Consider the following 23,633-nt stretch of genomic DNA (forward strand, 5'->3'; position numbering starts at 1 on the left):
CCTCTCGCGACGGTTCCTGGGGGTGATTTTGCAGCGTTTCGTCCGGTCCATCCTGTATCGACCCAGCGTCTGGGCGCTGTTCGCTTTGGCGCCGCTGGCCGCGTGCGGCGGCGGTGGCGGCGGGGGACCCTCGCCGGGCGTGGTCACGCCGCCCCCGCCTCCGCCACCCCCGCCGCCGCCTCCGCCGCCGCCCCCGCCGACCTACCCCACCTCCGGCAGCGCCGAGTACCAGCGCGGCTGGAACCTGGCGGCGATCCACGCCGACAGCGCCTACGCCAAGGGCGCGACCGGCCAGGGGATCACCGTGGCGGTGGTCGACTCGGGCGTGGACGCCAGCCAGGCCGACCTGGCCGGGGCGGTGTCGGCCGACTCCACCGACATCATCGGTCGCGGCCAGTTGGTCGGCTCCAGCCGCCACGGCACCCGCGTGGCCGACATCATCGCCGCGCGCTTCAACGGTTCGGGCACGATCGGGGTCGCCTACGCCTCGACCATCCTGTCGGTCCGGGCCGACGACAGCAGCGTGGCCACGGTCGGCTGTCCCGAGTGTGTGTTCGATTCCGACGACCTGGCCCGGGCGATCGACTACGCGGTGGCCAAGGGCGCCAGGGTGATCAACCTGTCGCTGGGCGGCGACGGACCCGAAGGGGCCCGGTTCGAGGGCGCCCTGGCCCGGGCTGTGGCCGCCGGGGTGGTGATCGCCGCCTCGTCGGGCAACGACGGCGCGGCGGAATCGTCCTGGCCGGCCCGCTACGCGGTGGACCCGCGCTACGCCGGCTCGGTGATCGCGGTCGGCGCCCTGACCCAGGCCGGGGTGATGGCCAGCTATTCCAACAAGGCCGGCTCGGCCGCCAACGGCTATCTGTCCGCGCCCGGCGACAGCATCGCGACCGAATGCGACAGCACCGGCTGCACGGTGGTCTCGGGCACCTCGTTCGCCGCCCCGCAGGTCTCGGGCGCCCTGGCCCTGCTGATGCAGGCCTTCCCCAACCTGTCGGGCCGCGACGCGGTCGACATCCTGCTGCGCACCGCCGCCGACCTGGGGACCACCGGCACCGACTCCACCTACGGCCGGGGCGGCCTGGACCTGGCCCGGGCCTTCGCGCCGGTGGGGACCAGCAGCCTGTCCCTGCCCGACGGCGAGATCGCGCCCCTGACCGGGCCCGGCGTCGGCGGCAATGTGGGCGCGGCGTTCGGCTCGGCCCTGCGGCGCGCCGACGGCCTGACGACGGTGATCCACGACGACTACAAGCGCCTGTTCTCGGTCAACCTGGCCGACGGCGTCCCCGGTCAGCGGCGCGGCGCCCTGCTGCAGCCGCCGCCGATCCAGGCCTCCAGCCAGGTGGTGCTGGGCGGGCCGGCCCTGGGCGGGCTGAACCTGGCGGTCTCGGTGGAGGGGCCGGTGTTCGACGAGCGCGCCCACGAGCCCGAGCCGTCCCTGACCCTGGGCCCCCAGCCGATGCGCTCGATGCGGGTGCAGGCGGCCTACGGGCGCCTCAGCTTCTCCAACTGGACCGGCGAGGGCGGGGCGGCCGCCCCGGCGGGCCTGGCCGGCCGCGACGCCTTCCAGACCATCGCCCAGCCCGACCGCAGCACCCAGGCCGCCCTGCGCCTGGGCCGCTTCGCCCTGCTGGCCGAGCAGGGCTCGGCCCATCCGCGCCGGCCGCTGCAGATCGCCGAGATCGAGGGCTCGTCGTACGCCTCGGCCACCGGCATGATGCAGGTCGGCGACGCCCTGTTCAGCCTGACCGGCGGATCGCTGGACGAGCCCCTAGGCCCGCTGGGCTCGTACCTGACGCCGGGCACGACCCTGGCCCTGCCGGCCCGGACCCGGTTCGGGGCGGCGGCGGTCGACGTCTATCCGCGTCCGGGCCTTTCGCTGCACGCCGACCTGTCGATCGGCCGCACGGGCGTGGAGGGCGGCCTGCTCTCGCTGGACCGCGCGATCAGCAGCGCCTGGCGGCTGGAGGCCGGGGCCGACTGCGCGCTGATCGGCTGGTCCTGCTCGCGCCTGACCTTGGGCATCTCCCAGCCCCTGCGCATCGAGAGCGGCAAGTTCCAGGCTGTCCTGGCCGACGTGCCCCTGGCCTATGACGACCCGATCACCTTCTCGACCCGCCGGTTCAGCGCCGCCCCCGACGGCCGCGAGCTGGACCTGACGGCGGGCGTCGAACACGCCTTCGGCCCGCTGCGCTCGCTGGTCCTGCGCACCAGCCTGGCCCTGCAGCCGGGGCACCAGGCCGACGCGGCGCCGGAAGTCGGGGCGATGGCGACCTGGCGGTCGCGGTTCTAAGAGCACCCTCTCTCTTTGAGAGAGGGAGGGGCCCGCCGCGAAGCGGTGGGAGGGTGAGAGGTTTCACCGCCGGCCGGAAAATCTCGATTCCTTCCGTTGCGCGGTCTTAAAGGGCGGAGCCAAGCTGTGCCTATGGACGCGATCGCCAACGCCCGCCGCCTTCGCCAGAGCCAGACCATGGCCGAAAAGGCGCTGTGGAAGCTCGTCCGCAATCGTCGGCTGGGCGGCTTCAGGTTCCTGCGGCAGGTTCCGATAGACCGCTACTTCGCCGATTTCGTCTGCGAGGCGGGCAGGCTGATCATCGAACTGGACGGCGCCGTTCACGAGGGGCGAGAGGACTACGACGAGCGCCGCACTGAGGCTCTGGAACTGTTCGGATACTTGGTCGTGAGGTTCCCCAATGATCGAGTGTTGGCCGATCCCGGCGGCGTCGGGGACGACATCCTGGCCGTGCTCCGTTCGGACAGGGTGTGAACCTCTCACCCTCCCACCGCCTTCGGCGGCGGGCCCCTCCCTCTCTCAAAGAGAGAGGGATCCAGATGCCGCCCCTTCCTTTCCGCCGCCTCATCGCTACAGTCCGCTCAAAACAAGTGTTTGAAGCGGAAGGAACGCCATGGCCCTGGACCTCGAGACCCGCGAGCAGCTGATCGACATGGTCCGCCGTTTCGTCGCCGAGCGGCTGCGCCCGATCGAGGCCAAGGTGGCCGAGGACGACGCCGTGCCGGCCGAGGTCGTCGAGGAGATGAAGGGCCTGGGCCTGTTCGGCCTGTCGATCCCCGAAGAGTTCGGCGGCCTGGGTCTGAACATGGAGGAGGAGTGCCTGGTCGGGATCGAGCTGGGCCGCGCCTCGCCGGCCTTCCGCTCGGTCTTCGGCACCAATGTCGGCATCGGCAGCCAGGGGCTGGTGATGTTCGGCACCGACGACCAGAAGGCCAAGTGGCTGCCGGGCATCGCCTCGGGCGAGATCGTCACCAGCTTCGCCCTGACCGAGCCCGAGGCCGGCTCCGACAGCGGCGCGGTCCAGACCCGCGCGACCCGCGACGGCGACGACTATGTGCTGAACGGCGGCAAGCGGTTCATCACCAACGCCGGCAAGGCCTCGCTGTTCACGGTGATGGCCCGCACCAATCCCGACGCCAAGGGCGGCTCGGGCGTCTCGGCCTTCCTGGTGCCGCGCGACCTGCCGGGCCTGGAGGTGTCCAAGCCCGAGAAGAAGATGGGCCAGCAGGGCGCCCACATCCACGACGTCACCTTCGACAATGTCCGCGTGCCGGCCTGGAACCGCCTGGGCGAGGAGGGCGAGGGCTTCAAGGTGGCCATGCAGGTGCTGGACCGCGGGCGGCTGCACATCTCGGCGGTCTGCGTGGGCGTGGCCGAGCGGCTGATCGCCGACTGCGTGGCCTACGCCTCCGAGCGCAAGCAGTTCGGCGCGCCGCTGGCCAGCTTCCAGATGGTCCAGGCGATGATCGCCGACAGCAAGACCGAGGCCCTGGCGGCCCGGGCCCTGGTCCTGGAGACCGCCCGGCTGCGCGACACCGGCGCGGGCGTGACCCTGGAGGCGGCGGCGGCCAAGCTGTTCGCCTCGGAAATGGTGGGCCGGGTCGCCGACCGCGCGGTGCAGATCTTCGGCGGGGCCGGCTATGTGGCCGACTACGGCATCGAGCGCCTGTACCGCGACGTGCGGATTTTCCGGATCTACGAGGGCGCCAGCGAGATCCAGAAACTGGTCATCGCCCGCGAGACGCTGAAGCGGGGCGGGTAGGGAGGGCCCGCGCGGCCGTATGTCGCGCGCCCGGCCCGCGATCCTAGTCAAACTGTTAACCATGTCGGCTCGATACGGGCCCCTTAGTCTGTAAGGGAATCCGCGTCATGAGCCGTGATACGTCGCTGAACGAGCGCCTCGCCTTCATGGAGCTGGACCACGACGCGCGCGGCGCGCTGCGGTCGGTGGCGCCGGTGATCGACCGCGAGATCGGCTCGGCCCTGGACCGCTTCTACGGCAAGGTCCGCGCGACGCCGGAGACCCGCGCCTTCTTCGCCGACGCCCAGCAGATGGACCGGGCCAGCGCCCGCCAGCAGGGCTACTGGCGCTCGATCGCCCGCGCCGAGTTCGGCGACGACTACGGCAAGGCGGTCCGGACGGTCGGCGAGGTCCACGCCCGCATCGGCCTTGAGCCGCGCTGGTACATCGGCGGCTACGCCGTGATCGCCGACCAGCTGATGCGCGCGGTGGTCAAGGACCAGTGGCCCAAGGGCATGTTCGCGGGCGGCGGCGACGGCGGCGCCAAGACCGGGGCGGCGGTCTCGGCCCTGATGAAGGCCGTGATGCTGGACATGGACATCGCCATCTCGACCTATCTCGAGGCCCTGGACGCCAAGCGCCAGGCGCTGGAGGCGGAACGGGCCCGCGACGCGGCGAACCAGGGCGCGATCGTCGCGGCGCTGGGCGAGGCCTTGGCCCGCGTGGCGCGCGGCGACCTGACGGCCCGCGTCGGCGGCGAGGTGGCTCCGGAATTCCAGGCCCTGCAGTCCGACTTCAACAACGCCATGCGGATCATGGAGGAGGCGATGGGCCAGGTGGCCGGCGCCACCGAGGGCATCCGCCTGGGCGCCGACGAGATCGGCCACGCCGCCGACGACCTGTCGCGCCGCACCGAGCAGCAGGCGGCCAGCCTGGAACAGACCGCCGCGGCCCTCGACCAGATCACCGCCACGGTCCGCACCACGGCCAGCGGCGCCAAGCAGGCCTCGACCGTGATCGCCGCGGCCAAGACCGACGCCGAGCGCTCGGGCGAGGTGGTGGGCGACGCCGTCGCCGCCATGGGCCAGATCGAGACCTCGTCGCGCGAGATCGGCAAGATCCTGGGCGTGATCGACGAGATCGCCTTCCAGACCAACCTTCTGGCCTTGAACGCCGGGGTCGAGGCCGCCCGGGCCGGCGACGCCGGCCGCGGCTTCGCCGTCGTGGCCCAGGAAGTGCGGGCCCTGGCCCAGCGCTCGGCCGATGCGGCCAAGGAGATCGAGAACCTGATCTCGACCTCGACCCGCCAGGTCGAGGCCGGTGTCAGCCTGGTCGGCCAGACCGGCGAGGCCCTGCGCGGCATCGTCGGCAAGGTGGCCGAGATCGACGACCTGGTCACCGGCATCGCCTCCTCGGCCCAGGAGCAGTCCACGGGCCTGCACCAGGTCAACATCGCCGTGAACCAGATGGACCAGGTCACCCAGCAGAACGCCGCCATGGTCGAGCAGACCACGGCCGCCACCCATTCGCTGAAGGGCCAGTCGGCCGAGCTGGGCCGTCTTCTGGGCGGCTTCACCCTGTCGGGCGTCCGCCCGGCGGCGGTCCAGGCCCCGGTCGCCCGCCCCGTGTCGCCCGCGCCCGCGCCCCGCGCGGTCTCCCGCCCCGGCTCCACCGCCCCCCTGCGCCGGGCGTCCGGCGGAACCGCCGTGGCGGTGGATGAAGGGTGGCAGGAGTTCTAGGGACGCCCTCTAAATCCCTCTCTCTTAGAGAGAGGGAGGGGCCCGCCGCGAAGCGGTGGGAGGGTGAGTGGTTTCACCGTCGGCCGGAAAATCCCGATTCCTTCCGTTGCGCGGTCTCGAAGGGCGAGCTCAAGCTTGTCCCATGGATGCGACCGCCAACGCCCGCCGCCTTCGCCGGAACCAGACTCCGGCCGAGAAGGCGCTCTGGAAGCTGGTGCGCAACCGCCAGCTAGGCGGCTTCAAGTTCGTGCGGCAGTTCCCCATAGACCGCTACTTCGTCGACTTCGTCTGCGAAGCGGGCAAGCTGATCGTCGAGCTGGACGGCCCGGCTCATGACGGGCGCGAGGACTATGACCAGCGTCGCACGGAGGTGCTGGAGTTGTTCGGATACATGGTCCTGCGGTTTCCCAACGATCGGGTCCTGACCGATCCCGGCGCCGTGGGCGACGACATCCTGGCCGTGCTTCGTTCGGACAGGGTGTAACCACTCACCCTCCCACCGCCTGCGGCGGCGGGCCCCTCCCTCTCTCAAAGAGAGAGGGGAAATATGAACGCAAAACGCCCCCGCCGGCCTAGCCGGAGCGTCCCCTGTAAGGACGCTCCGACGGAGCCAGCGGAGGCGTATTAAGATCCCTGGAATAAGCCCAGGGAGCTTTTGAAAGCTTACGCGCCGCCCGGGAAGCGGAACGGAACCTTCACGGTGCCGGTCTTGGCGCCCATCGGCAGCTTTTCAGCGATGCACATGGCGGCCTTGTCGAAACCCTTGCCGGCGGCGCTGTTGTCGACGACCTTGCAGTCGGCCAGCTTACCGTCGGTGGCGGTGCATTCCAGCATCACCTGAGCGGCGTCGCGGGTGTTCGCGAATTGCTGCAGGCAACGGCCCATTTGGTCTTCGAAGCCGCCGGCCGCCGAGGCGGCTTGAGCGACGAAAAAGCTGCCAGCGATTCCCGCGGCAATAGCGATCGGATATTTCATCCCGCTGCTCCTAGTAGTGTTGTCTCGCCCTTCGGACGTCGCGTCGTCCGGACGCCTGAGCTTTTTCGCAGGTGCGAGTTAAAATATTCTGAGTCACCGAAAATTGTTTTATTTACTTATCGGTAACCACGGTTATTTGGCGAATACGTCGGTTTCACCTGAAACTAGACTCTGATTGCGGTCGCGATGACTCCGCGCCCGGACCCCGCCCGTCAGGAATGACTCACGCGCGCGCGCGGGCCTTTATCCCCGGGAGCCGGGGCGGGACGGGGAGGGCGCGGGAAATTGGGGGGTGCGACACCCCCTGCGGCAAACGCTCTTAACCAAAGTCAGGAACTATTAGGAATATACCGTGATGATCCCCCTCGACGTTGGCGATCCGTGCGCACGGTAACGCCGCAAGAGGGGACAAAACCGATGAAGCGCTTCCGGCTCGTCGATCTTCCGTTGATCATCAAAATCGGCTTCGCGCCGGCGTTCGCCCTGCTCATGCTGGCCCTCATGGCCGGCGGCTCGATCGTCGTGCAGAAGAGCCAGTCCGCAGCGCTCAAGCAGGTCGTCGAGAACGACATGCGCGAGAACATGGAGATCCAGGCGATCTCCAAGCGGATCTCGAACATCAACGGCGAGCTCTACACCGTGCTCACCCACAAGGCCGGCAACATCGAGGTCGAGAAGAACGACGCTCGCATGGCCGCGATCCTGACCGAGACCGATGCGCTCAAGAAGGACCTGACCGCTCTGAAGGGCAAGCTGCCCAAGGAAGAGCAGCCGAAGATCGCCGAGCTGATCAAGTCGCTCGACGAATGCCGCAGCGCCATCGACACGGTGAGCGGCATGATCGGCGTCGACTTCAACATGGCCGTCGGCTTCATCGCCCCGTTCGAAGAACAATACGCCAAGATGACCGGCCAGCTGGACGCGGTCGTCGCCACGGCCAACAAGCGCATCGCCACCGAGACGGCGAAGAAGCAGGCCGAGGCCACCGCGGCCATGAGCGCCACGATCGTCATGTCGCTGATCACGCTCTGCGCGGTCGCCGGCCTGGCCTTCATGACCGTCATGACCACCCGCAAGTCGATCGGCGACATCGCCGGCGCCACCGAGAAGCTGTCGAAGGGCGACAACGCCATCGACCTGGAGAAGATGACGCGCGGCGACGAGCTGGGCGCCATCGTCCGCTCGCTGAAGGTCTTCCGCGACAACCAGATCCACCTCGAGCAGATGCGCGCCGAGCAGGAGAAGTCGGCCGCCCTGACCGCCGACGAGCGTCGCGCCAAGGAAGAGGCTTCGGCCGCCGCCGCCCGCGAGAACGCCCTGGTGGTGTCGTCGCTGGCCGAGGCCCTGGAGCACCTGGCCAAGGGCGATCTGACCTTCCGCGTCAGCGCCGACTTCCCGGGCGACTACCGCAAGCTGAAGGACGACTTCAACGCCGCCATCACCCAGCTGCAGGAAACCATCAAGGTCATCGCGGCCTCGACGGACGGCCTGCGCACCGGCGCCGACGAGATCGCCCACGCCTCGGACGACCTGTCGCGCCGCACCGAGCAGCAGGCCGCCTCGCTTGAAGAGACCGCCGCCGCCCTGGACGAACTGACCGCCACCGTGCGCCGCACCGCCGGCGGCGCCAAGCAGGCCTCGGAAGTGGTCGCCAGCACCCGCGGCGAAGCCCAGCATTCGGGCCAGGTCGTGCACGAGGCCGTCTCGGCCATGGGCGCGATCGAGGACTCGTCCAAGCAGATCAACCAGATCATCGGCGTCATCGACGAGATCGCCTTCCAGACCAACCTGCTGGCCCTGAATGCCGGCGTCGAAGCCGCCCGGGCGGGTGACGCGGGCCGCGGCTTCGCGGTCGTCGCCCAGGAAGTCCGGGCCCTGGCCCAGCGCTCGGCCGAAGCCGCCAAGGAGATCAAGACCCTGATCTCGTCCTCGACCCAGCAGGTCAGCCAAGGCGTCAGCCTGGTCGGCCAGACCGGCGAGGCCCTGCAGCGGATCGTGGTCAAGGTCGGCGAGATCGACGCCCTGGTCACCGAGATCGCCGCCTCGGCCGCCGAACAGGCGACCGGCCTCAACGAAGTGAACACCGCCGTCAACCAGATGGACCAGGTGACCCAGCAGAACGCCGCCATGGTCGAGGAATCGACCGCCGCCACCCACTCGCTGAAGGGCGAGACCGGCGAGCTGGTGCGCCTGATCGGTCGCTTCCGGGTCGGCGACGGCCGCCAGCAGACGGCCGCCTACGAGCGTCCGCAGGCGGCCGACCCGGCCGTGCACACCCCCGCCGCCAATCCGGTGGCTGAACAGCGCGCCCGCCTCAACGCCTTCGCCCGTCCCGGACGCGGCGGCGCGGCGACGGCGGCCGCCCCCGCCGCCGACGGTTGGGAGGAGTTTTGATGTCGACCGCGATCGCCCTGCCCGAAACCCTTGATCTGAAGGCTTCGGGTCCGCTCAAGCAGGCGTTCGTCGAACGCCGCGGCCAGGACATCGAGATCCATGCGGACCAGGTCCGTCGCCTCGGCGGCCTGTGCCTGCAGGTCCTGCTGGCCGCCCGCAAGGCCTGGGCCGAGGACGGCAAACCCTTTTCGATCACCGCGCCTTCCGAGGCGTTCGTGGAAACCATCCGTCTGTTCGGGGCCGAAGGGGCCCTGCTGCAGACCGAACTTCAAGGAGCTGCATCGTGACGCGTACTGTCCTCACGGTCGATGACTCGCGCACGATGCGGGACATGCTGCGCATGGCCCTCGCCGGAGCCGGGTTCAACGTCGTCGAAGCCGTCGACGGCGAACACGGGCTGGAAGTGCTGTCCGCCCATCGTCCGGACGTGATCATCACCGACATCAACATGCCCAAGCTGGACGGCTTCGGCTTCATCGAGGCCGTGCGGGTCGACGACGACTACCGCGCGATCCCGATCCTGGTGCTGACCACGGAAAGCGACCCCAGCAAGAAGCAACGGGCTCGGGAAGCCGGCGCGACGGGCTGGATCGTCAAGCCGTTCAATCCTGAGAAGCTCGTTGAGGCGATCCGCCGCGTCGCGGCCTGATGAATCAAGTGCTCTAGGTACTGAAATACCTTTGTAGGAAGTCGGGGAATGGACGAGCTAGAGGCCATCAAGGTCACCTTCTTTCAGGAATGCGAGGAACTGCTCGCGGATCTTGAAGGCGGGCTCTTGGCCATGCAGGACGGGAACGACGACGGCGACACCGTCAACGCCGTGTTCCGGGCCGTGCACTCGATCAAGGGCGGCGCGGGCGCGTTCGGCTTGGAGCCGCTGGTGCGCTTCGCCCATGTGTTCGAGACGCTGCTGGACGCGCTGCGGTCGAACGAGATCCCCGGCACGCCGGACCTGACCGCCCTGCTGCTGCGCGCTTCGGACGTGCTGGCCGACCACGTCAGCGCCGCCCGCGGCCTGGGCGTCGTCGACATGGACGCCTCGGCCGCCATGGCCGCCGAGCTGAAGATCGCCACCGACCCCAACGCCGCGCCCGCCCCGGCCGCCGCCGCCCCGGCGGAGGAAGCCGCGGCTCCGGCCCCGGCCTATGTGGACGCCGCCGCCCCGATCGTCATCGGCGCCCCCCAAAGCGACATTGGGGACGGCCTGGACGACGACGACCTGGGCTTCGACTTCCAGCCCATGACCATCACCCTCGACGCCCAGGCCGCCGACGCGGCCGTGCTCGACGGCAACGTCTGGACGGTGTCGATCCGTCCGAAGTCGGACCTGTACCGCAAGGCCAACGAGACGGCCCTGCTGCTGCGCGAACTGAGCCGCCTGGGCCCGATCCAGGCGGCCCTGGACGACAGCGCCATGCCGGCCCTGGAATTCCTCGACCCCGAAGCCGCCTACGTCACCTGGAGCGTGCGGGTCGAGACCGACCAGGGCGAAGAGGCCATCCGCGAAGTCTTCGAATTCGTCGACGGCGACTGCGACCTGGAGATCGTCCGCGGCGAGGCCCCCGTGGCCGACGTGCTGGCGACCCTGCTGGATGTCGCCGCCCCGGCGCCGGAACCGGTCCTCGAAGCCGCGCCGCTCGAGATCGTCGCCGAGGCCCCCGTGGCCGAAATCGTGGTCGAAGCCCCCGTCGAAGCCCCGGCTCCGGTGGTCGAGGCCGCCGCGCCCGCCCCGGCCCCCGTCTCGGCCCCGGCTCCCGCCACCCCGCCGGTCGCGGCCAACGCCCCGGCCGCCGCCGCCAAGCCCGCCCAGATCGACGTCCCCGGTCCCGGCCAGTCGGTGATCCGCGTCGATCCCGAGCGCATCGACCGCCTGATCGACCTGGTCGGCGAGCTGGTCATCAACCAGGCCATGCTGGCGCAGCGCGTCGGCGAATACGGCATCGCCCCGTCCTCGAACCTGGCCATGGGTCTGGATGAGCTGGAACAGCTCACCCGCGAGATCCAGGACAGCGTCATGGCCATCCGCGCCCAGCCGGTGAAGTCGGTGTTCCAGCGCATGCCGCGCCTGGTCCGCGAAGTCGCCAACATGACGGGCAAGCAGGCCCGCCTGGTGATGGACGGCGAGAACACCGAGGTCGACAAGACGGTCATCGAGCGTCTGGCCGACCCGATCACCCACATGCTGCGCAACGCCATCGACCACGGGCTGGAAAGCCCCGAGGAGCGCAAGGCGGCCGGCAAGAACCCGGAAGGCGTCGTGCGCCTGGCCGCCCTGCACCGCAGCGGCCGGATCGTCATCGAGGTCCAGGACGACGGCAAGGGCATCAACCGCGAGCGGGTCCACTCGATCGCGGTCAAGAAGGGCCTGATCTCGCCGGACCTGCAGCTGACCGACGAAGAGATCGACAACCTGATCTTCCTCCCCGGCTTCTCGACCGCGGACAAGATCTCGGACGTGTCCGGCCGCGGCGTCGGCATGGACGTGGTCAAGCGCTCGGTCCAGGCCCTGGGCGGCCGGATCTCGATCGCCTCGCGTCCGGGCCAGGGCTCGACCTTCACCCTCAGCCTGCCGCTGACCCTGGCCGTCCTGGACGGCATGGTGGTCGACGTCGCCGGCGAGACCCTGGTCATCCCGCTGGCCTGCATCGTCGAGAGCCTGCGCCCGAAGGCCGAGGAAATCCGGCCCCTGGGCCCGGTCGGCTCGGTGCTGGCCGTGCGCGACAGCTTCGTGCCGTTGATCGACGTGGGCCTGACCCTGAACTACCGCGAGCATTCGCCCGCCGCGACCGAGGGCGTGGTCCTGCTGGTCGAGGGCGAGGACGGCTCGCGCGCCGCCCTGGTGGCCGACGCCATCCACGGCCAGCGCCAAGTGGTCATCAAGTCGCTCGAGCAGAACTACCAGCAGGTCGAGGGCGTCGCCGCCGCGACCATCCTGGGCGACGGCCGGGTGGCCCTGATCCTCGACGTCGACGCGGTGATCAACCTGCGCCGCCGCGAACCGCCTCGCCCCGCCGATCCCACCCTCATCGCCGCGGAATAGCCCGATGACCGAAGCCAACACCCAAGCCAGCAACGAAACCCGCGAACTGATCTCCTTCCGCGTCGGCGAGCAGGAGTACTGCGTGGACATCATGGCCGTCCGCGAGATCCGCGGCTGGAGCCCGGCCACCACCCTGCCGCAGTCGCCCGTCTACATGCGCGGCGTGATCAACCTGCGCGGCGCGGTCCTGCCGATCATGGACCTGGCGGCCCGCATCGGCATGCAGACCACCGAGCCGAACGTGCGCAGCGTGTTCATCGTGGTCCAGGCCGACAGCCGCACCGTCGGTCTGCTGGTCGACGCGGTGTCCGACATCCTGTCGATCACCGACGACATGTGCCAGCCGACCCCGGACATCGCCTGCGAGAACGTCCGTCACTTCGTGAAGGGCATCATTTCCATCGAAGGGCGGATGATCAGCGAGATCTCGCTGGACCGCCTGCTCCCCGAGCGCGAGGCCCTGGCCGCTTAGATGACCTCTTCCTCGATCTCATCCCGCGAGGCCCTGGTCGACGGCGAATTCGCCTTCACCAGCGCAGACTTCAAGCGGATCGCGGCCCTGCTGTACGATCAGGCGGGCATCAGCCTGCCCGACAGCAAGGCCACGCTCGTCTATTCGCGCCTGGCCAAGCGCCTGCGCACCCTGGGCCTGAAGACCTTCGCCGAGTACTGCACGTTCGTCGCGCAGGACGGCAATGTCGACGAGCAGCAGCACATGCTGCGGGCCCTGACGACCAACGTCACCCGGTTCTTCCGCGAGCCGCACCACTTCGACGACCTGCGCGCCAACATCCTGGAGCCCATGGCCGACAAGGTGCGGGCCGGCGGGCGCCTGCGCCTGTGGTCGGCGGCCTGCTCGTCGGGCCAGGAACCCTATTCGATGGCCTTCACGGTGCTGTCGGTGTGGCCGAACGCCGCCGATCTGGACATCCGGATCCTGGGCACGGACATCGACACCAACGTGCTGGCCACCGGCCGGACCGCCGTCTACGAGGAGGCCCTTCTCGAGGGCATCCCGGCCAACATGCGCAACCAGTATTTCGAGCGTGACGCCAGCGACCGCCGCAGCTTCCGGGTCTGCGAGGCCGCCCGCCAGATGGTGGCGTTCCGCGAGCTGAACCTGAACGGCCCCAGCTGGCCGATGAAGGGTCCGTTCGACGCGATCTTCTGCCGCAACGTGGTGATCTATTTCGACGAGCCCACCCAGGAGCGGGTCTGGCAGCGCTTCGCGCCGCTGGTGTCGCCGGGCGGCAAGCTCTATGTCGGCCACTCCGAACGCGTGGGCGCGTCGGTCACGGCGTTCGAGAGCGCCGGCCTGACCGCCTATCGCAAGGTGGGAGGTCGCTGATGGCCAGGATCCGCGTTCTCGTCGTCGACGACTCCGCCACCATGCGCGGCCTGATCACGGCCGCCCTGACCCGCGATCCCGAGATCGAGGTGGTCGGCGCCGCCGGCGACCCGTTCGAGGCCCGGGGCATGATCAAGGCCCTGAACCCCGACGTCGTCACCCTCGACATCGAGATGCCGAACATGAACGGCATCGAGTTCCTCGAGAAGATCATGCGCCTGCGGCCGATGCCGGTGGTCATGGTCTCCAGCCTGACCCAGGCCGGGGCCGAGATGACCCTGCGCGCGCTGGAGCTGGGCGCGGTGGACTGCGTGGGCAAGCCCACGACCGCCACCGGCACCGCCGAGGCCCTCCAGGAGGTGACCGAGAAGGTCAAGGCCGCCGCCCGCGCTTCGGTGCGGACCAAGGCCGACGCCGCTCCGGCCGCCGCCCGCCGCCAGAACTACCTGCCCTCGGGCGACATCGTGGCGATCGGCTCGTCGACCGGCGGGGTGGAAGCCCTGCTGACGATCCTGAGCCAGTTCCCCGAGACCGGCCCGCCGACGGTGATCACCCAGCACATGCCGGCCACCTTCACGGCCAGCTTCGCCGCCCGCCTCGACCGCGCCAGCGGCGCCAAGGTGCAGGAAGCCGTCGACGGCGCCCTGCTGGAGCCGGGCAAGGTCTATGTCGCCCCGGGCGGCGCGACCCACCTGGAAGTCGTCCGCTCGGCCGGGCTGCGCTGCCGCCTGGTGCAGGGCGACCCCGTCAGCGGACACCGTCCCTCGGTCGACGTACTCTTCAACTCGGTGGCCCAGGCCGTCGGGGACAAGGCGGTCGGCGCCATCCTGACCGGCATGGGCCGCGACGGCGCGCAGGGCCTGCTGGCCATGCGCAAGGCCGGCGCCAAGACGGTCGGCCAGGACGAGGCCAGTTGCGTCGTCTACGGCATGCCTCGTACGGCTTTTGAACTCGGCGCGGTGGAGAAGCAGGTTCCCCTGTCCTCCATGGGCCAAACCATCCTCGATCTGGCCTCCGCGAGGCGATGAACCCATGCCCCAAGCAAGCACCATTTCCGTTCTCGTCGTCGATGACCAGCTGACCATGCGGGCGTTGATCCGCAATGCGTTGCAGCAGATCGGGTTCAAGGACATCCGCGAGGCCCCGGACGGCGAAGAGGCTCTCAAGAACCTCCTGGCCAAGCCGGCCAACCTGGTCATCTCGGACTTCAACATGCCCAAGATGGACGGGCTGGCCCTGCTGCGCGCCGTGCGCTCGCACCCGCCGATCCGCCAGACCGCCTTCGTCATGCTGACGGGCCGCGCCGACCGCGAGCTGGTCCAGCGCGCCGTGCAGTTCGGCGTCAACAACTACTGCGTCAAGCCGTTCACCGTTCAGGGCCTGAAGGAAAAGATCGAACAGGTCTTTGGCCAGCTGACATGATCGGACGGGACCCTCACCCAGACGACGCCTCCGGCCCGGCGGTCAAGGTCCACGTCACGCAAGGCGAAAGCCACGTGTCGTCGGACCCGAACGTGGTCATGACCACGGTGCTCGGCTCGTGCATCGCCGCGTGCCTGCGCGATCCGACGACCGGCATCGGCGGCATGAACCACTTCCTGCTGCCCGACGCGGGCGACCGCGGCAAGGACGGCGGCGACGCCGTGCGCTACGGCGCCTTCGCCATGGAACTGCTGATCAACGGCCTGCTGAAGAAGGGCGCGCGCCGCGACCGTCTGGAAGCCAAGATCTTCGGCGGCGGCAAGCTGTTCGACGGCCTTTCGGACGTCGGCGCCAGCAACGCCGCCTTCGCCGAGCGTTTCCTGCGCGACGAAGGCATCCCGATCGTCTCGTCCAGCACGGGCGGGCTGTCGGCGCGCCGCGTCGAGTTCTGGCCGGCGTCCGGCCGGGTCCGCCAGCGCCTGGTCGCCGTCGACAACGCCCCGCAGGACGTTCGTCGTTCCACGCCCGCTCCGATGCCTGCCGTGTCCAGCGGCGATGTGGATCTGTTCTGACGCCCATGACCGCACAGCCGCTCGCCACCAACGACGCCGACGACACCCGCGGGCAGCTGCCCGTGGGCGAGCTTTCGCGTCGGCTGGCGGCGGAGCTGATGGCGGCCGCGGCGATCTGCCGGGACTGCGAGCACATCGCCGGCGACCTGGCGACGGGCGGCGCGGCGCTGGAGAACCTGTCGCGGCTGCAGGCCCTGGATGAGCTGAGCCAGCGCCTGCACGGCCTGTCGGACGTCCTGGCCCGCATCGGCCAGCACGCCTCGGGCGAGTGGAGCATGGCCGTCGAGCCCCTGCTCGAAGGCCTGGGCCTGGCCGACCTGGTGGGCCGCCTGCGCGACGCCCAGGACCACGCGGGCTGGACCGCCGAGGCCGGCGAGCTCGACTTCTTCTAGACCCAGGTTCCAGCCCATGCGCGAACCGCTCCACGCCTCGACGCGGATCAACCTCGAAAAGGTCGAGGTGCTGCTGGTCGACGACAGCGCCCCGTCGCTGAACCTGCTGTCCCAGGTGCTGCTGGGCTTCGGGGTCGGCAACCTGACGCGGGCCGACAGCGCCAAGTCCGCCCAGACCCTGCTGCGCGAACGCACCTTCGACCTGGTCATCAGCGCCACCAACATGGCCGGGGTCGACGGCTACGAGCTGGTCAAGTGGCTGCGCCGCGGCGCCCTGGAGGCCAATCGCTACCTGGCCGTGATCCTGGTCTCCGGCCACACCCCGCCGTCGCACGTGTTCAAGGCGCGCGACGCCGGCGCCAACTTCACGATCGCCAAGCCGATCACCCCCAAGATCGTGCTGGAGCGCATCCTGTGGGCGGCCAAGGAAGACCGGCAGTTCATCGAGTGCGAGACGTATCTCGGTCCCGACCGGCGGTTCAAGAACGACGGTCCCCCCAACGGCGCCAAGGGGCGTCGTCGCGAGGACCCCCCGCAAGCCTTGCGTCCGCCCGGCGCCCAATCCCTGGAGTCGTCGGACTCCGAGAAAGCCAAGTCATGACCGTCGCCCGCAAGTTCCGCGCTCCCAACCGCCTGTCGATGCTGGCCCGGGCCAACGGCGGCATGATGGCCAAGGACGCCCTGGCGGCCGCCGACGCGGCGCTGGAGCCGCTGCGCGCCGAGTCGCTGGCGGTGCTGGACGCCGCCCTGGCCGAGATCGACAGCCGGTTCGGCAAGCCGGCCGCGGCTACCCGCGGCGACGGCGCCTTCCAGGACCTCTACACCCTGGCGCTGCGCATCATCGACGTGTCGGGCTTCCTGCCGGGCTCGTGCGTGGACCAGGCGGCGATCTCGTTCTGCGCCCTGGTCGACACCTGCTCGGAGGCCGGCGCGTGGCGCTGGGAGGCCATCGACGTGCACATCAATTCGCTGCGCCTGCTGCGCACGGCCGACCTGAACCCCGACCAGCGCCGCGCGGTGATCGACGGGCTCAACAAGGTCAGCCAACGGCGCATCGAGGACCTCTGAGGGGGCAGGGGCCCTATAACAAGCTTGGCTGGGTTGTGACCGAAACGACACGATTGCGACGCCGCTACGTTTCGCCACGCTTCAGCCATCTTGTGAACGGCGGTTTCATTTGATACCGCTTGCATTGCTACCGGTGTCAGGACAACACCTCACAAAGGTGTGACACCGGTGTCAAAAATGACGGCCCTCGAGGGCGGCCGCGCGGGAAGGAAGCGCGGACGTGTTCTAGGCCGGGCGGCGCGGAAGCGCCGTTCAGAAGAATGTGGTCACGGGAGGAGGATACATTGTCCCAGGTTTCCAAGACGCGCATCCGCGCGCTCAAACTCGGCGCCTCCGGCGGCGCCATGCTGATGGCTATGGCCATGGCCGGTGCTGCCGCGGCGCAAGACGCGCCCGCCGCCGCCCCCGCCGCCCAGCCGGAAGACAACGCCGTCGAAGCGGTTGTCGTCACCGGCTTCCGCGCCTCGCTGGCCAACGCCCTGGACATCAAGCGTCGTGAAAACGACCTGGTCGATGTCATCAAGGCGCAGGACATCGCCGACTTCCCCGACCTGAACCTGGCCGAGTCGCTGCAGCGCGTGCCGGGCGTGTCGATCGACCGCGACGGCGGCGAAGGCCGCACTATCACCGTCCGCGGCCTGGGCCCCGACTTCACCGTCGTGCGCCTGAACGGCCTGGAAGCCCTGGCCACCACCGGCGGCAAGGACAGCTCGGGCGGCGCCAACCGCGGCCGCCAGTTCGACTTCTCGATCTTCGCCTCGGAACTGTTCAACAGCGTCACCGTGCGCAAGTCGACCTCGGCCTCGAACGAGGAAGGCTCGCTGGGCGCCATCATCGACCTGCAGGCCGCGCGTCCGTTCGACTTCAGCGGCCCGGCCATGAGCATGGGCGCCAAGATCGGCTGGAACGACCTGTCGCGCGAGAACGACCCGCGCTTCACCTTCCTGGCCAGCAACCGCTGGGACACCGGCATCGGTGAGATCGGCGCCCTGATCTCGGTGGCCTACGCCGAGCGCAAGACGCTGGAAGAAGGCTCGTCGACCGGCCGCTGGGAAAACCCGTCGGTCGCCTTCAACTCGTCGACCGCGTTCCCCTGCACGGGCGCGGCCTACAATCCGGTCAGCGGTCCGCCCCTGACCTGCTCGCAGATCGGCACCGTCGTCGGCGGCACCAGCCCGACCACCCCGGCCGCGACCGGCACCGCCAACAACCTGTGGCACCCGCGCATCCCGCGCTACGGCCGCCTGCAGTACGACCAGAAGCGCCTGGGCCTGACCGGTTCGCTGCAATGGCGCCCGACCGAGAACTCGACCCTGAGCCTCGACGCGCTGGTGGCCAACTTCACCAACAACCGCGACGAAACCTATCTGGAAGTCATCTCGTTCAGCCGCAGCGGCGCGGGCATGCCCCAGACCGACGTGGTCAACTTCCAGGCCGACGACAAGGGCCACCTGATCAAGGGCACGTTCGACGACGTCGACGCCCGCGTCGAGTACCGCCACGACGACCTGAAGACCGAGTTCAACCAGTTCACCCTGACCTACGACACCAAGTTCGGTGAAGCCGGTCACCTGAACGTGGTCTACGGCCAGTCGCGCTCGATCCAGGACAACCCGGTCCAGACGACCTTCTCGTTCGATCGCTACAACAGCGACAACTACAGCTACGACTATTCGGCCAACGACAAGCTGCCCAACTTCAACTACGGCTTCGACCCGACCAATCCGGCCAACTTCGTCTACAGCCCCAGCAACGCCAACGGCGACCCGTCGCTGCTGCGCATGCGTCCCAGCAAGGCGGTCAACACCTTCAAGACCTTCCGGGCCGACGTCGACTACCAGATCCTGGACGGCTTCAAGCTGCGCTACGGCGGCGACTACAAGGAATACGGCTTCTCCTCGTGGGAGCAGCGCCTGTACTCGCGCAACCTGGCCACCACCGGCACCACCTTCACCGCCGAAGCGGCCTACGGCCTGCCGGCCGGCGTCACCGTGGCCGACGTCTCGCGCCTGATCACCGGCTTCGGCCGCGGTCTGGACCTGCCGTCGGGCGTGCCGACCTCGTGGATCGCGCCCGACCTGGACAAGCTGTCGAAGGTCCTCGACTACAACTGTAACTGCATCAACCAGTACGGCGACTTCCGCCTCAGCGTCCTGAACCAGCTGGGCGCCCTGCGCGAGATCACCGAGAAGGACACCGCCTTCTACCTGCAAGGCGACTTCGACTACGACATCTTCAACATCCCGGTGCGCGGCAACTTCGGCGTGCGCCAGGTGAAGACCGAGCAGTCGGCGACCGGCCACTACAACTCCGGCAACAAGACGGTGGCGGTCACCACCCCGTTCGGCGTCATCTCCGAACAGGTGGCCACGGACGCCGTCCAGACGGTGGACCGCGAGTACACCAACACCCTGCCGTCGCTGAACATCTCGGCCCAGCCGATGGAGAACCTCTTCATCCGCTTCGCGGCCGCCAAGGTGATGACGCGTCCGCAGCTGCCGAACCTGACCCCTGGCTTCACCGCCATGAGCCAGAGCAACCAGACCCTGACGCGCGGCAATCCGGACCTCAATCCGATGCTGGCGAACAACCTGGACCTGAGCTTCGAGTGGTATCCGGACAAGGAAACCCTGTTCTCGGCCGGCTTCTTCCAGAAGGACATCAAGTCCTACATCCAGCAGACCGCCGAGGTCATGACCTGGGCCGAGACGGGCCTGCCCGACAGCCTGCTGAGCAACGGCAACACCGCGGCGACCGAGTTCACGGTGACGACGAACGTCAACAGCCCGGGCGGCAAGCTGAAAGGCTTCGAACTGAGCGCCCAGCGCCCGTTCACCTTCCTGCCGGCTCCGTTCGACAAGTTCGGCGCGATCCTGAACTACACCCACGTCAAGAGCGACATCGCCTACATCATCAAGTCGCCGACCTACACCGCTCCGGGCGTGACGCCGCGCGTGCAGACCGCTCCGGCCGTGCTGGTCACCCAGCCGCTGGTCAACCTGTCGCCGGACGCCTTCAACGCCACGCTCTACTACGAAAACGGGCCGTTCAAGGCGCGTGTCTCGGGTTCGTATCGCGACCAGTACCTGATCCAGGTGGCCCCCTCGGCCACCAACAACAACGACGTGCGGATCAAGGAAGAGACCTTCAACCTCGACGGTCAGGTCAGCTACGAGTTCAACAAGTTCACGGTCACCTTCGAGGCGATCAACCTGACCGACCAGGAAGACAGCAAGGTCGACGACTCCACCCGACTGAGCTCGGAAGAGTACGTCCACTACGGCCGTCAGTTCTATCTGGGCGTGAAGTACAAGTTCTAGGTCGCATTCCTCCCCGAAACGACCAAAGGGCGCTGGTGCAAACCAGCGCCCTTCTTTTTTGGTGGTTGTTTGAAGCCGCTCATCCCGGCGAATGCCGGGACCCAGATGGAATGGCTTTGAGGCTGACGCCACGAGCGTTGAGCTCTTCCAGTCCGCCACACCGCTATGGGATCTGGGTCCCGGCATTCGCCGGGATGAGCGGATTTATGAGCTCACAACCCCGTCGATCCACGTCCGGCGCACCTGCAGCGCGTCGTCCAGCAGCGCCAGGTCGGCGGCGGCGCCCGGGCGGATCGCGCCGCGCCGGCCCGCCAGGCCCAGGAAGGCGGCGGGCGACGCCGAGGCGATCGCCACGGCGTCCTCCAGCGACAGGCCCAGCATCGACACGGCGTTGCGGACCGCGCCGATCATGTCCAGGTCCGAGCCCGCCAGGGTGCCGTGGTCGTCGACGCAGACCCCGTCGACCACGCGGATGTGGCGGCCCTGCAGGTTGAAGTCCTTCTCGGTCATGCCGACCGTCGGCATGGCGTCGGTCACCAGCATGAAGCGGTCCAGGGGCCGCGTGCGCAGGGCGATCTTCAGGGTCACCGGATCGACGTGGCGGCCATCGACGATGATCCCGCACCAGCCGGTCTGGCTCTCCAGGGCCGCGCCCACCACGCCGGGCTCGCGGCTGGTCAGGGGCGACATGGCGTTGAACAGGTGGGTGAAGCCGGTCAGGCCGGCGTCCAGCGCCTTGCGCACCGTGCCGTAGGCGGCGTTGGTGTGGCCGGCGGCCACCGTCACCCCGGCGCTGGCCAGGCGGCGGACCATCTCGGGCGTGGTGGTCTCCGGCGCCAGGGTCACCAGGGTCTTGCCGCGCTTGAGCGAGCTGAGCAGGGCCACGGCCTCGTCGTCGAGGGTCCGGAACTTGCTGGAATCGTGAATGCCCTTGCGCTTCACATTGAGGAACGGGCCCTCGATGTGGACGCCCAGCACGCCGGGCACGCCGGCCTCGATCGCCTGCTCGGTGGCGCGCATGGCCGCGTCGACCACGGCCAGGTCGTCGCTGATCAGGGTCGGCAGGAAGCCGGTGGTGCCGTAGGGGCGGTGGGCCGCGCCGATGGCGGCGATCGCCTCGACGGTGGTGGCGTCGTTGAACAGCACCCCCCCGCCGCCGTTGACCTGGGTGTCGATGAAGCCGGGGACCAGCAGGCCGCCGTCCAGGTCGTGGCGCTGGGCGCCCGCCGGCGTGTCAGCGCTGTCGATGAGGCCCTGGATCCGGCCGTCGGCGATCGCCACGGCCTTGCCGTCGACGATCCCCTCGGGCGTCAGGATGCGGCCATTAACGAGAACAGACTGCATCAGACGGTTTCTGTGACCTTGTTGAGGTGCGGAGGGCTGTCGGGATCGTAGCCGCGCGCCACCGAAAGCGCATTGGCCATCCGGTAGAAGCTCTGGATCATCAGGATCGGCTCGATCACGGGGTGCGCGGCCAGGGCCGGGAGGACCCCGGCGCCTGTTTCTCCGGCGCCCGCCAGGAGGACATCGGCGCCGCGTTCGGCCACGCCCTTGGCCATGGCGTCGACGCTGTCGCGGCTCTCGTCGTTCTGGGCGAAGACCAGCACCGGGAAGCCTTCCTTCACCAGGGCCATGGGCCCGTGCAACACCTCGGCGGCGCTGAAGGCCTCGGCGTGCAGGCCGCAGGTCTCCTTGAACTTCAGGGCCGCCTCCTGGGCGACGCCGAAGCCGACGCCGCGGCCCAGCACATAGAGGTTGCGGGCCAGCTTCAGGCGCTCGACGGCCGGGGTCCAGTCCAGGGTCCAGGCCTCGGCCAGCAGGGCGGGCAGGGTGGACAGGGCGGCGGTCAGGTCTTCGTCCCCGGTCCAGGCGGCGACCAGCTGGGCGATGGCCGACAGGGCGGTGATGTAGGACTTGGTGGCGGCCACGCTCAGCTCGGGCCCGGCGTGCAGCGGCAGCACCTCGTCGGCCAGGGCGGCCAGGGGCGAGGCGGTGTCGTTGACCAGGGCGATGACGAAGGCGCCGGCGGCCTTGGCGGCCTGGACGGCGGCCAGCAGGTCCGGGCTCTTGCCCGACTGCGAAATGGCCAGATACAGCACGTCGCCCAGGTCCTGCTGGGCGGCGTAGACGGAGCTGACCGACAGGGCGGCCGACGAGGTCAGGACGCCGGTGCGGGTCTCGACCAGGTACTTGGCGAAGGTGGCGGCGTGGTCGCTGCTGCCGCGGGCGCAGGTGACCACGGCGCGGGGCGGCTGGGCGCGCAGGCGCTCGCCGATCTTGGCGGCGCGGGCGGCGTTGGCGGCCAGTTGGGCGGCGACGGCTTGCGAGGCCTGGCCGGCCTCGAGGAACATGCGGGTCGATTCCGCCGTCAGCCTCGCCGGTTCAGCGGGGGGTGCGGGTCGGGTCAAGACGTTGGCCTCCAAAGCAGGCGTTCCCTTTACATAAGCGTGCGGGGCGGGCCCCGCTCAGTGCGTGGCCCTCAGCTGAGGGCGTTCAGTTCGGCGACGAAGTCGTAGGCGTCGCCGCGGTAATAGGACTGGGTCACTTCGACCGCCCGGCCGTCCGGCAGGAAGCTGCGGCGCTCGATCAGCAGCCCCGCGTCCTTGACCGGCACGCCCAGCAGCTCGGCCTGCTCGGCGGTGAACAGCACCGCGCGCAGCCGCTGCAGGGCGCGGGCGGGGCGGTGGCCGGTGGCCTCCAGGGCTTCATAGAGCGAAACGCCCACCACCTCGGCCGAGGGCAGGGCGAAGCCGGCGACGGTGGAATATTCCAGCGCCATCGGCGCGCCGTCGGCGTAGCGGATGCGGGCGAAGCGGAAGACCGGCGTGCCGGGCGACAGGCCCAGGGTCAGCGACTCCTCGGGCGTGACGGCGCCCATGGCCTTGCTGATCCATTCGCTGCGCGGGACCCGCCCGCGCGAGATCATGTCCTCGGTGAACGAGGTGAGCTTGGAGAAGCTCTTCTCCACGCGCGCGGCGACGAAGGTGCCCGCGCCCTGGCGGCGCGTCAGCAGGCCTTCGCTGACCAGGCCGTCCAGCGCCTTGCGCACCGTGATACGCGAGATGTTGAACTCCTCGGCCATGTCGCGTTCAGCCGGCAGGGCGTCGTCGGGACCCAGCACCTTCTTCTGGATGGCCTCGCGCAGGGCGCGTTGCAGCTGCTTGTAGAGCGGGGCGTGGTCGTCGCCGGCCAGGCCGCCGATCCTCTCAGAAAACATCGTCAATTCCGCACCCCCGCGCAAAACCGCGCCACCCCGTGACCACCGGGATAGCATATGACCATTTTCGTACCAATAAGAACATGGTCTGCAATTGGTTCTTTTTTGGCCT

21 protein-coding genes and 1 pseudogene are annotated in these 23,633 nt (G+C 69.2%); 18 read left to right on the forward strand and 4 right to left on the reverse strand.

Translation table 11 applies throughout. The annotated features are described in order from the left end of the window. Nucleotides 1-22: 22 nt before the first annotated feature. From BR39_RS0110955 to BR39_RS0110975, 5 genes are all read left to right on the forward strand, one after another. Nucleotides 23-2,293, forward strand: a complete 2,271-nt coding sequence (locus tag BR39_RS0110955; protein WP_029911270.1) for a S8 family peptidase — start codon at nucleotides 23-25, stop codon at nucleotides 2,291-2,293. Between the two features lie 132 nt (nucleotides 2,294-2,425). Next, on the forward strand, nucleotides 2,426-2,767 hold the full coding sequence (locus BR39_RS0110960; protein ID WP_029911273.1) for an endonuclease domain-containing protein: 342 nt from the start codon (nucleotides 2,426-2,428) through the stop codon (nucleotides 2,765-2,767). Between the two features lie 139 nt (nucleotides 2,768-2,906). Then, complete coding sequence (locus tag BR39_RS0110965; RefSeq protein ID WP_029911276.1) at nucleotides 2,907-4,055, forward strand: acyl-CoA dehydrogenase family protein; 1,149 nt, start codon at nucleotides 2,907-2,909, stop codon at nucleotides 4,053-4,055. Nucleotides 4,056-4,162: 107 nt separating this feature from the next. Then, nucleotides 4,163-5,773: a globin-coupled sensor protein gene (locus tag BR39_RS0110970; protein WP_029911279.1), complete on the forward strand. Its 1,611-nt coding sequence runs from the start codon at nucleotides 4,163-4,165 to the stop codon at nucleotides 5,771-5,773. 142 nt (nucleotides 5,774-5,915) lie between these two features. Next, nucleotides 5,916-6,257, forward strand: a complete 342-nt coding sequence (locus tag BR39_RS0110975; RefSeq protein ID WP_029911282.1) for an endonuclease domain-containing protein — start codon at nucleotides 5,916-5,918, stop codon at nucleotides 6,255-6,257. A 179-nt stretch (nucleotides 6,258-6,436) separates the two neighbouring features. On the opposite strand, the gene BR39_RS0110980 is transcribed toward BR39_RS0110975, so the two are convergent. Continuing rightward, nucleotides 6,437-6,748, reverse strand: a complete 312-nt coding sequence (locus BR39_RS0110980; protein ID WP_029911285.1) for a hypothetical protein — start codon at nucleotides 6,746-6,748, stop codon at nucleotides 6,437-6,439. Between the two features lie 371 nt (nucleotides 6,749-7,119). Here BR39_RS0110980 and BR39_RS0110985 point away from each other — a divergent pair. The 13 genes and pseudogenes from BR39_RS0110985 (at nucleotide 7,120) to BR39_RS0111045 (ending at nucleotide 20,304) form a co-directional block, all read left to right on the forward strand. Next, nucleotides 7,120-9,142, forward strand: a pseudogene (locus BR39_RS0110985) (methyl-accepting chemotaxis protein). Then, the gene (locus BR39_RS0110990) at nucleotides 9,142-9,429 is read left to right on the forward strand and encodes an STAS domain-containing protein (RefSeq protein ID WP_029911291.1); all 288 of its coding nucleotides are present in this window, start codon (nucleotides 9,142-9,144) and stop codon (nucleotides 9,427-9,429) included. The pseudogene BR39_RS0110985 and the gene BR39_RS0110990 overlap by 1 nt, the downstream one beginning before the upstream one ends. Beyond that, nucleotides 9,426-9,791, forward strand: coding sequence for a response regulator (locus BR39_RS0110995; protein WP_028038734.1), 366 nt, complete (start codon nucleotides 9,426-9,428; stop codon nucleotides 9,789-9,791). Before BR39_RS0110990 ends, BR39_RS0110995 begins: the two co-directional genes overlap by 4 nt. Nucleotides 9,792-9,839: 48 nt before the next feature. After that, the gene (locus BR39_RS0111000) at nucleotides 9,840-12,182 is read left to right on the forward strand and encodes a chemotaxis protein CheA (protein ID WP_029911294.1); all 2,343 of its coding nucleotides are present in this window, start codon (nucleotides 9,840-9,842) and stop codon (nucleotides 12,180-12,182) included. A gap of 4 nt (nucleotides 12,183-12,186) precedes the next feature. Next, entirely contained in the window at nucleotides 12,187-12,654 is a 468-nt protein-coding gene (locus tag BR39_RS0111005; RefSeq protein ID WP_029911297.1) for a chemotaxis protein CheW, read from the forward strand. Continuing rightward, entirely contained in the window at nucleotides 12,655-13,530 is an 876-nt protein-coding gene (locus BR39_RS0111010) for a protein-glutamate O-methyltransferase CheR (RefSeq protein WP_029911300.1), read from the forward strand. Further along, on the forward strand, nucleotides 13,530-14,558 hold the full coding sequence (locus tag BR39_RS0111015) for a chemotaxis response regulator protein-glutamate methylesterase (RefSeq protein ID WP_029911301.1): 1,029 nt from the start codon (nucleotides 13,530-13,532) through the stop codon (nucleotides 14,556-14,558). Before BR39_RS0111010 ends, BR39_RS0111015 begins: the two co-directional genes overlap by 1 nt. Nucleotides 14,559-14,562: 4 nt before the next feature. Continuing rightward, entirely contained in the window at nucleotides 14,563-14,952 is a 390-nt protein-coding gene (locus BR39_RS0111020; protein WP_010918325.1) for a response regulator, read from the forward strand. Beyond that, the gene (locus BR39_RS0111025; protein ID WP_029911304.1) at nucleotides 14,949-15,524 is read left to right on the forward strand and encodes a chemotaxis protein CheD; all 576 of its coding nucleotides are present in this window, start codon (nucleotides 14,949-14,951) and stop codon (nucleotides 15,522-15,524) included. The genes BR39_RS0111020 and BR39_RS0111025 overlap by 4 nt, the downstream gene beginning before the upstream one ends. Nucleotides 15,525-15,529: 5 nt before the next feature. Then, nucleotides 15,530-15,916, forward strand: a complete 387-nt coding sequence (locus BR39_RS0111030; RefSeq protein WP_029911306.1) for a hypothetical protein — start codon at nucleotides 15,530-15,532, stop codon at nucleotides 15,914-15,916. A 16-nt stretch (nucleotides 15,917-15,932) separates the two neighbouring features. Continuing rightward, nucleotides 15,933-16,517, forward strand: a complete 585-nt coding sequence (locus BR39_RS0111035; RefSeq protein ID WP_029911308.1) for a response regulator — start codon at nucleotides 15,933-15,935, stop codon at nucleotides 16,515-16,517. Continuing rightward, nucleotides 16,514-16,984 (forward strand): hypothetical protein, encoded by a 471-nt coding sequence (locus tag BR39_RS0111040; RefSeq protein ID WP_029911310.1) that lies wholly within the window; start codon nucleotides 16,514-16,516, stop codon nucleotides 16,982-16,984. The genes BR39_RS0111035 and BR39_RS0111040 overlap by 4 nt, the downstream gene beginning before the upstream one ends. Nucleotides 16,985-17,244: 260 nt before the next feature. Next, complete coding sequence (locus BR39_RS0111045; protein WP_369795639.1) at nucleotides 17,245-20,304, forward strand: TonB-dependent receptor; 3,060 nt, start codon at nucleotides 17,245-17,247, stop codon at nucleotides 20,302-20,304. Between the two features lie 204 nt (nucleotides 20,305-20,508). Here BR39_RS0111045 and nagA read toward each other — a convergent pair whose 3' ends face one another. The 3 genes from nagA to BR39_RS0111060 are packed head-to-tail and all read right to left on the reverse strand — an operon-like array spanning nucleotide 20,509 to nucleotide 23,521. After that, nucleotides 20,509-21,648 carry an N-acetylglucosamine-6-phosphate deacetylase gene (nagA, locus tag BR39_RS0111050; RefSeq protein ID WP_029911314.1) on the reverse strand — a complete coding sequence of 380 codons (1,140 nt, stop codon included), beginning with the start codon at nucleotides 21,646-21,648 and terminating at the stop codon, nucleotides 20,509-20,511. Then, entirely contained in the window at nucleotides 21,648-22,727 is a 1,080-nt protein-coding gene (locus tag BR39_RS0111055; RefSeq protein WP_029911322.1) for an SIS domain-containing protein, read from the reverse strand. The genes nagA and BR39_RS0111055 overlap by 1 nt, the downstream gene beginning before the upstream one ends. A 56-nt stretch (nucleotides 22,728-22,783) precedes the next feature. Continuing rightward, entirely contained in the window at nucleotides 22,784-23,521 is a 738-nt protein-coding gene (locus BR39_RS0111060; protein WP_029911324.1) for a GntR family transcriptional regulator, read from the reverse strand. Between the last annotated feature and the right edge of the window lie 112 nt (nucleotides 23,522-23,633).

The sequence above is a fragment of the Caulobacter sp. UNC358MFTsu5.1 genome (assembly GCF_000712075.1).
Classification (GTDB): domain Bacteria; phylum Pseudomonadota; class Alphaproteobacteria; order Caulobacterales; family Caulobacteraceae; genus Caulobacter.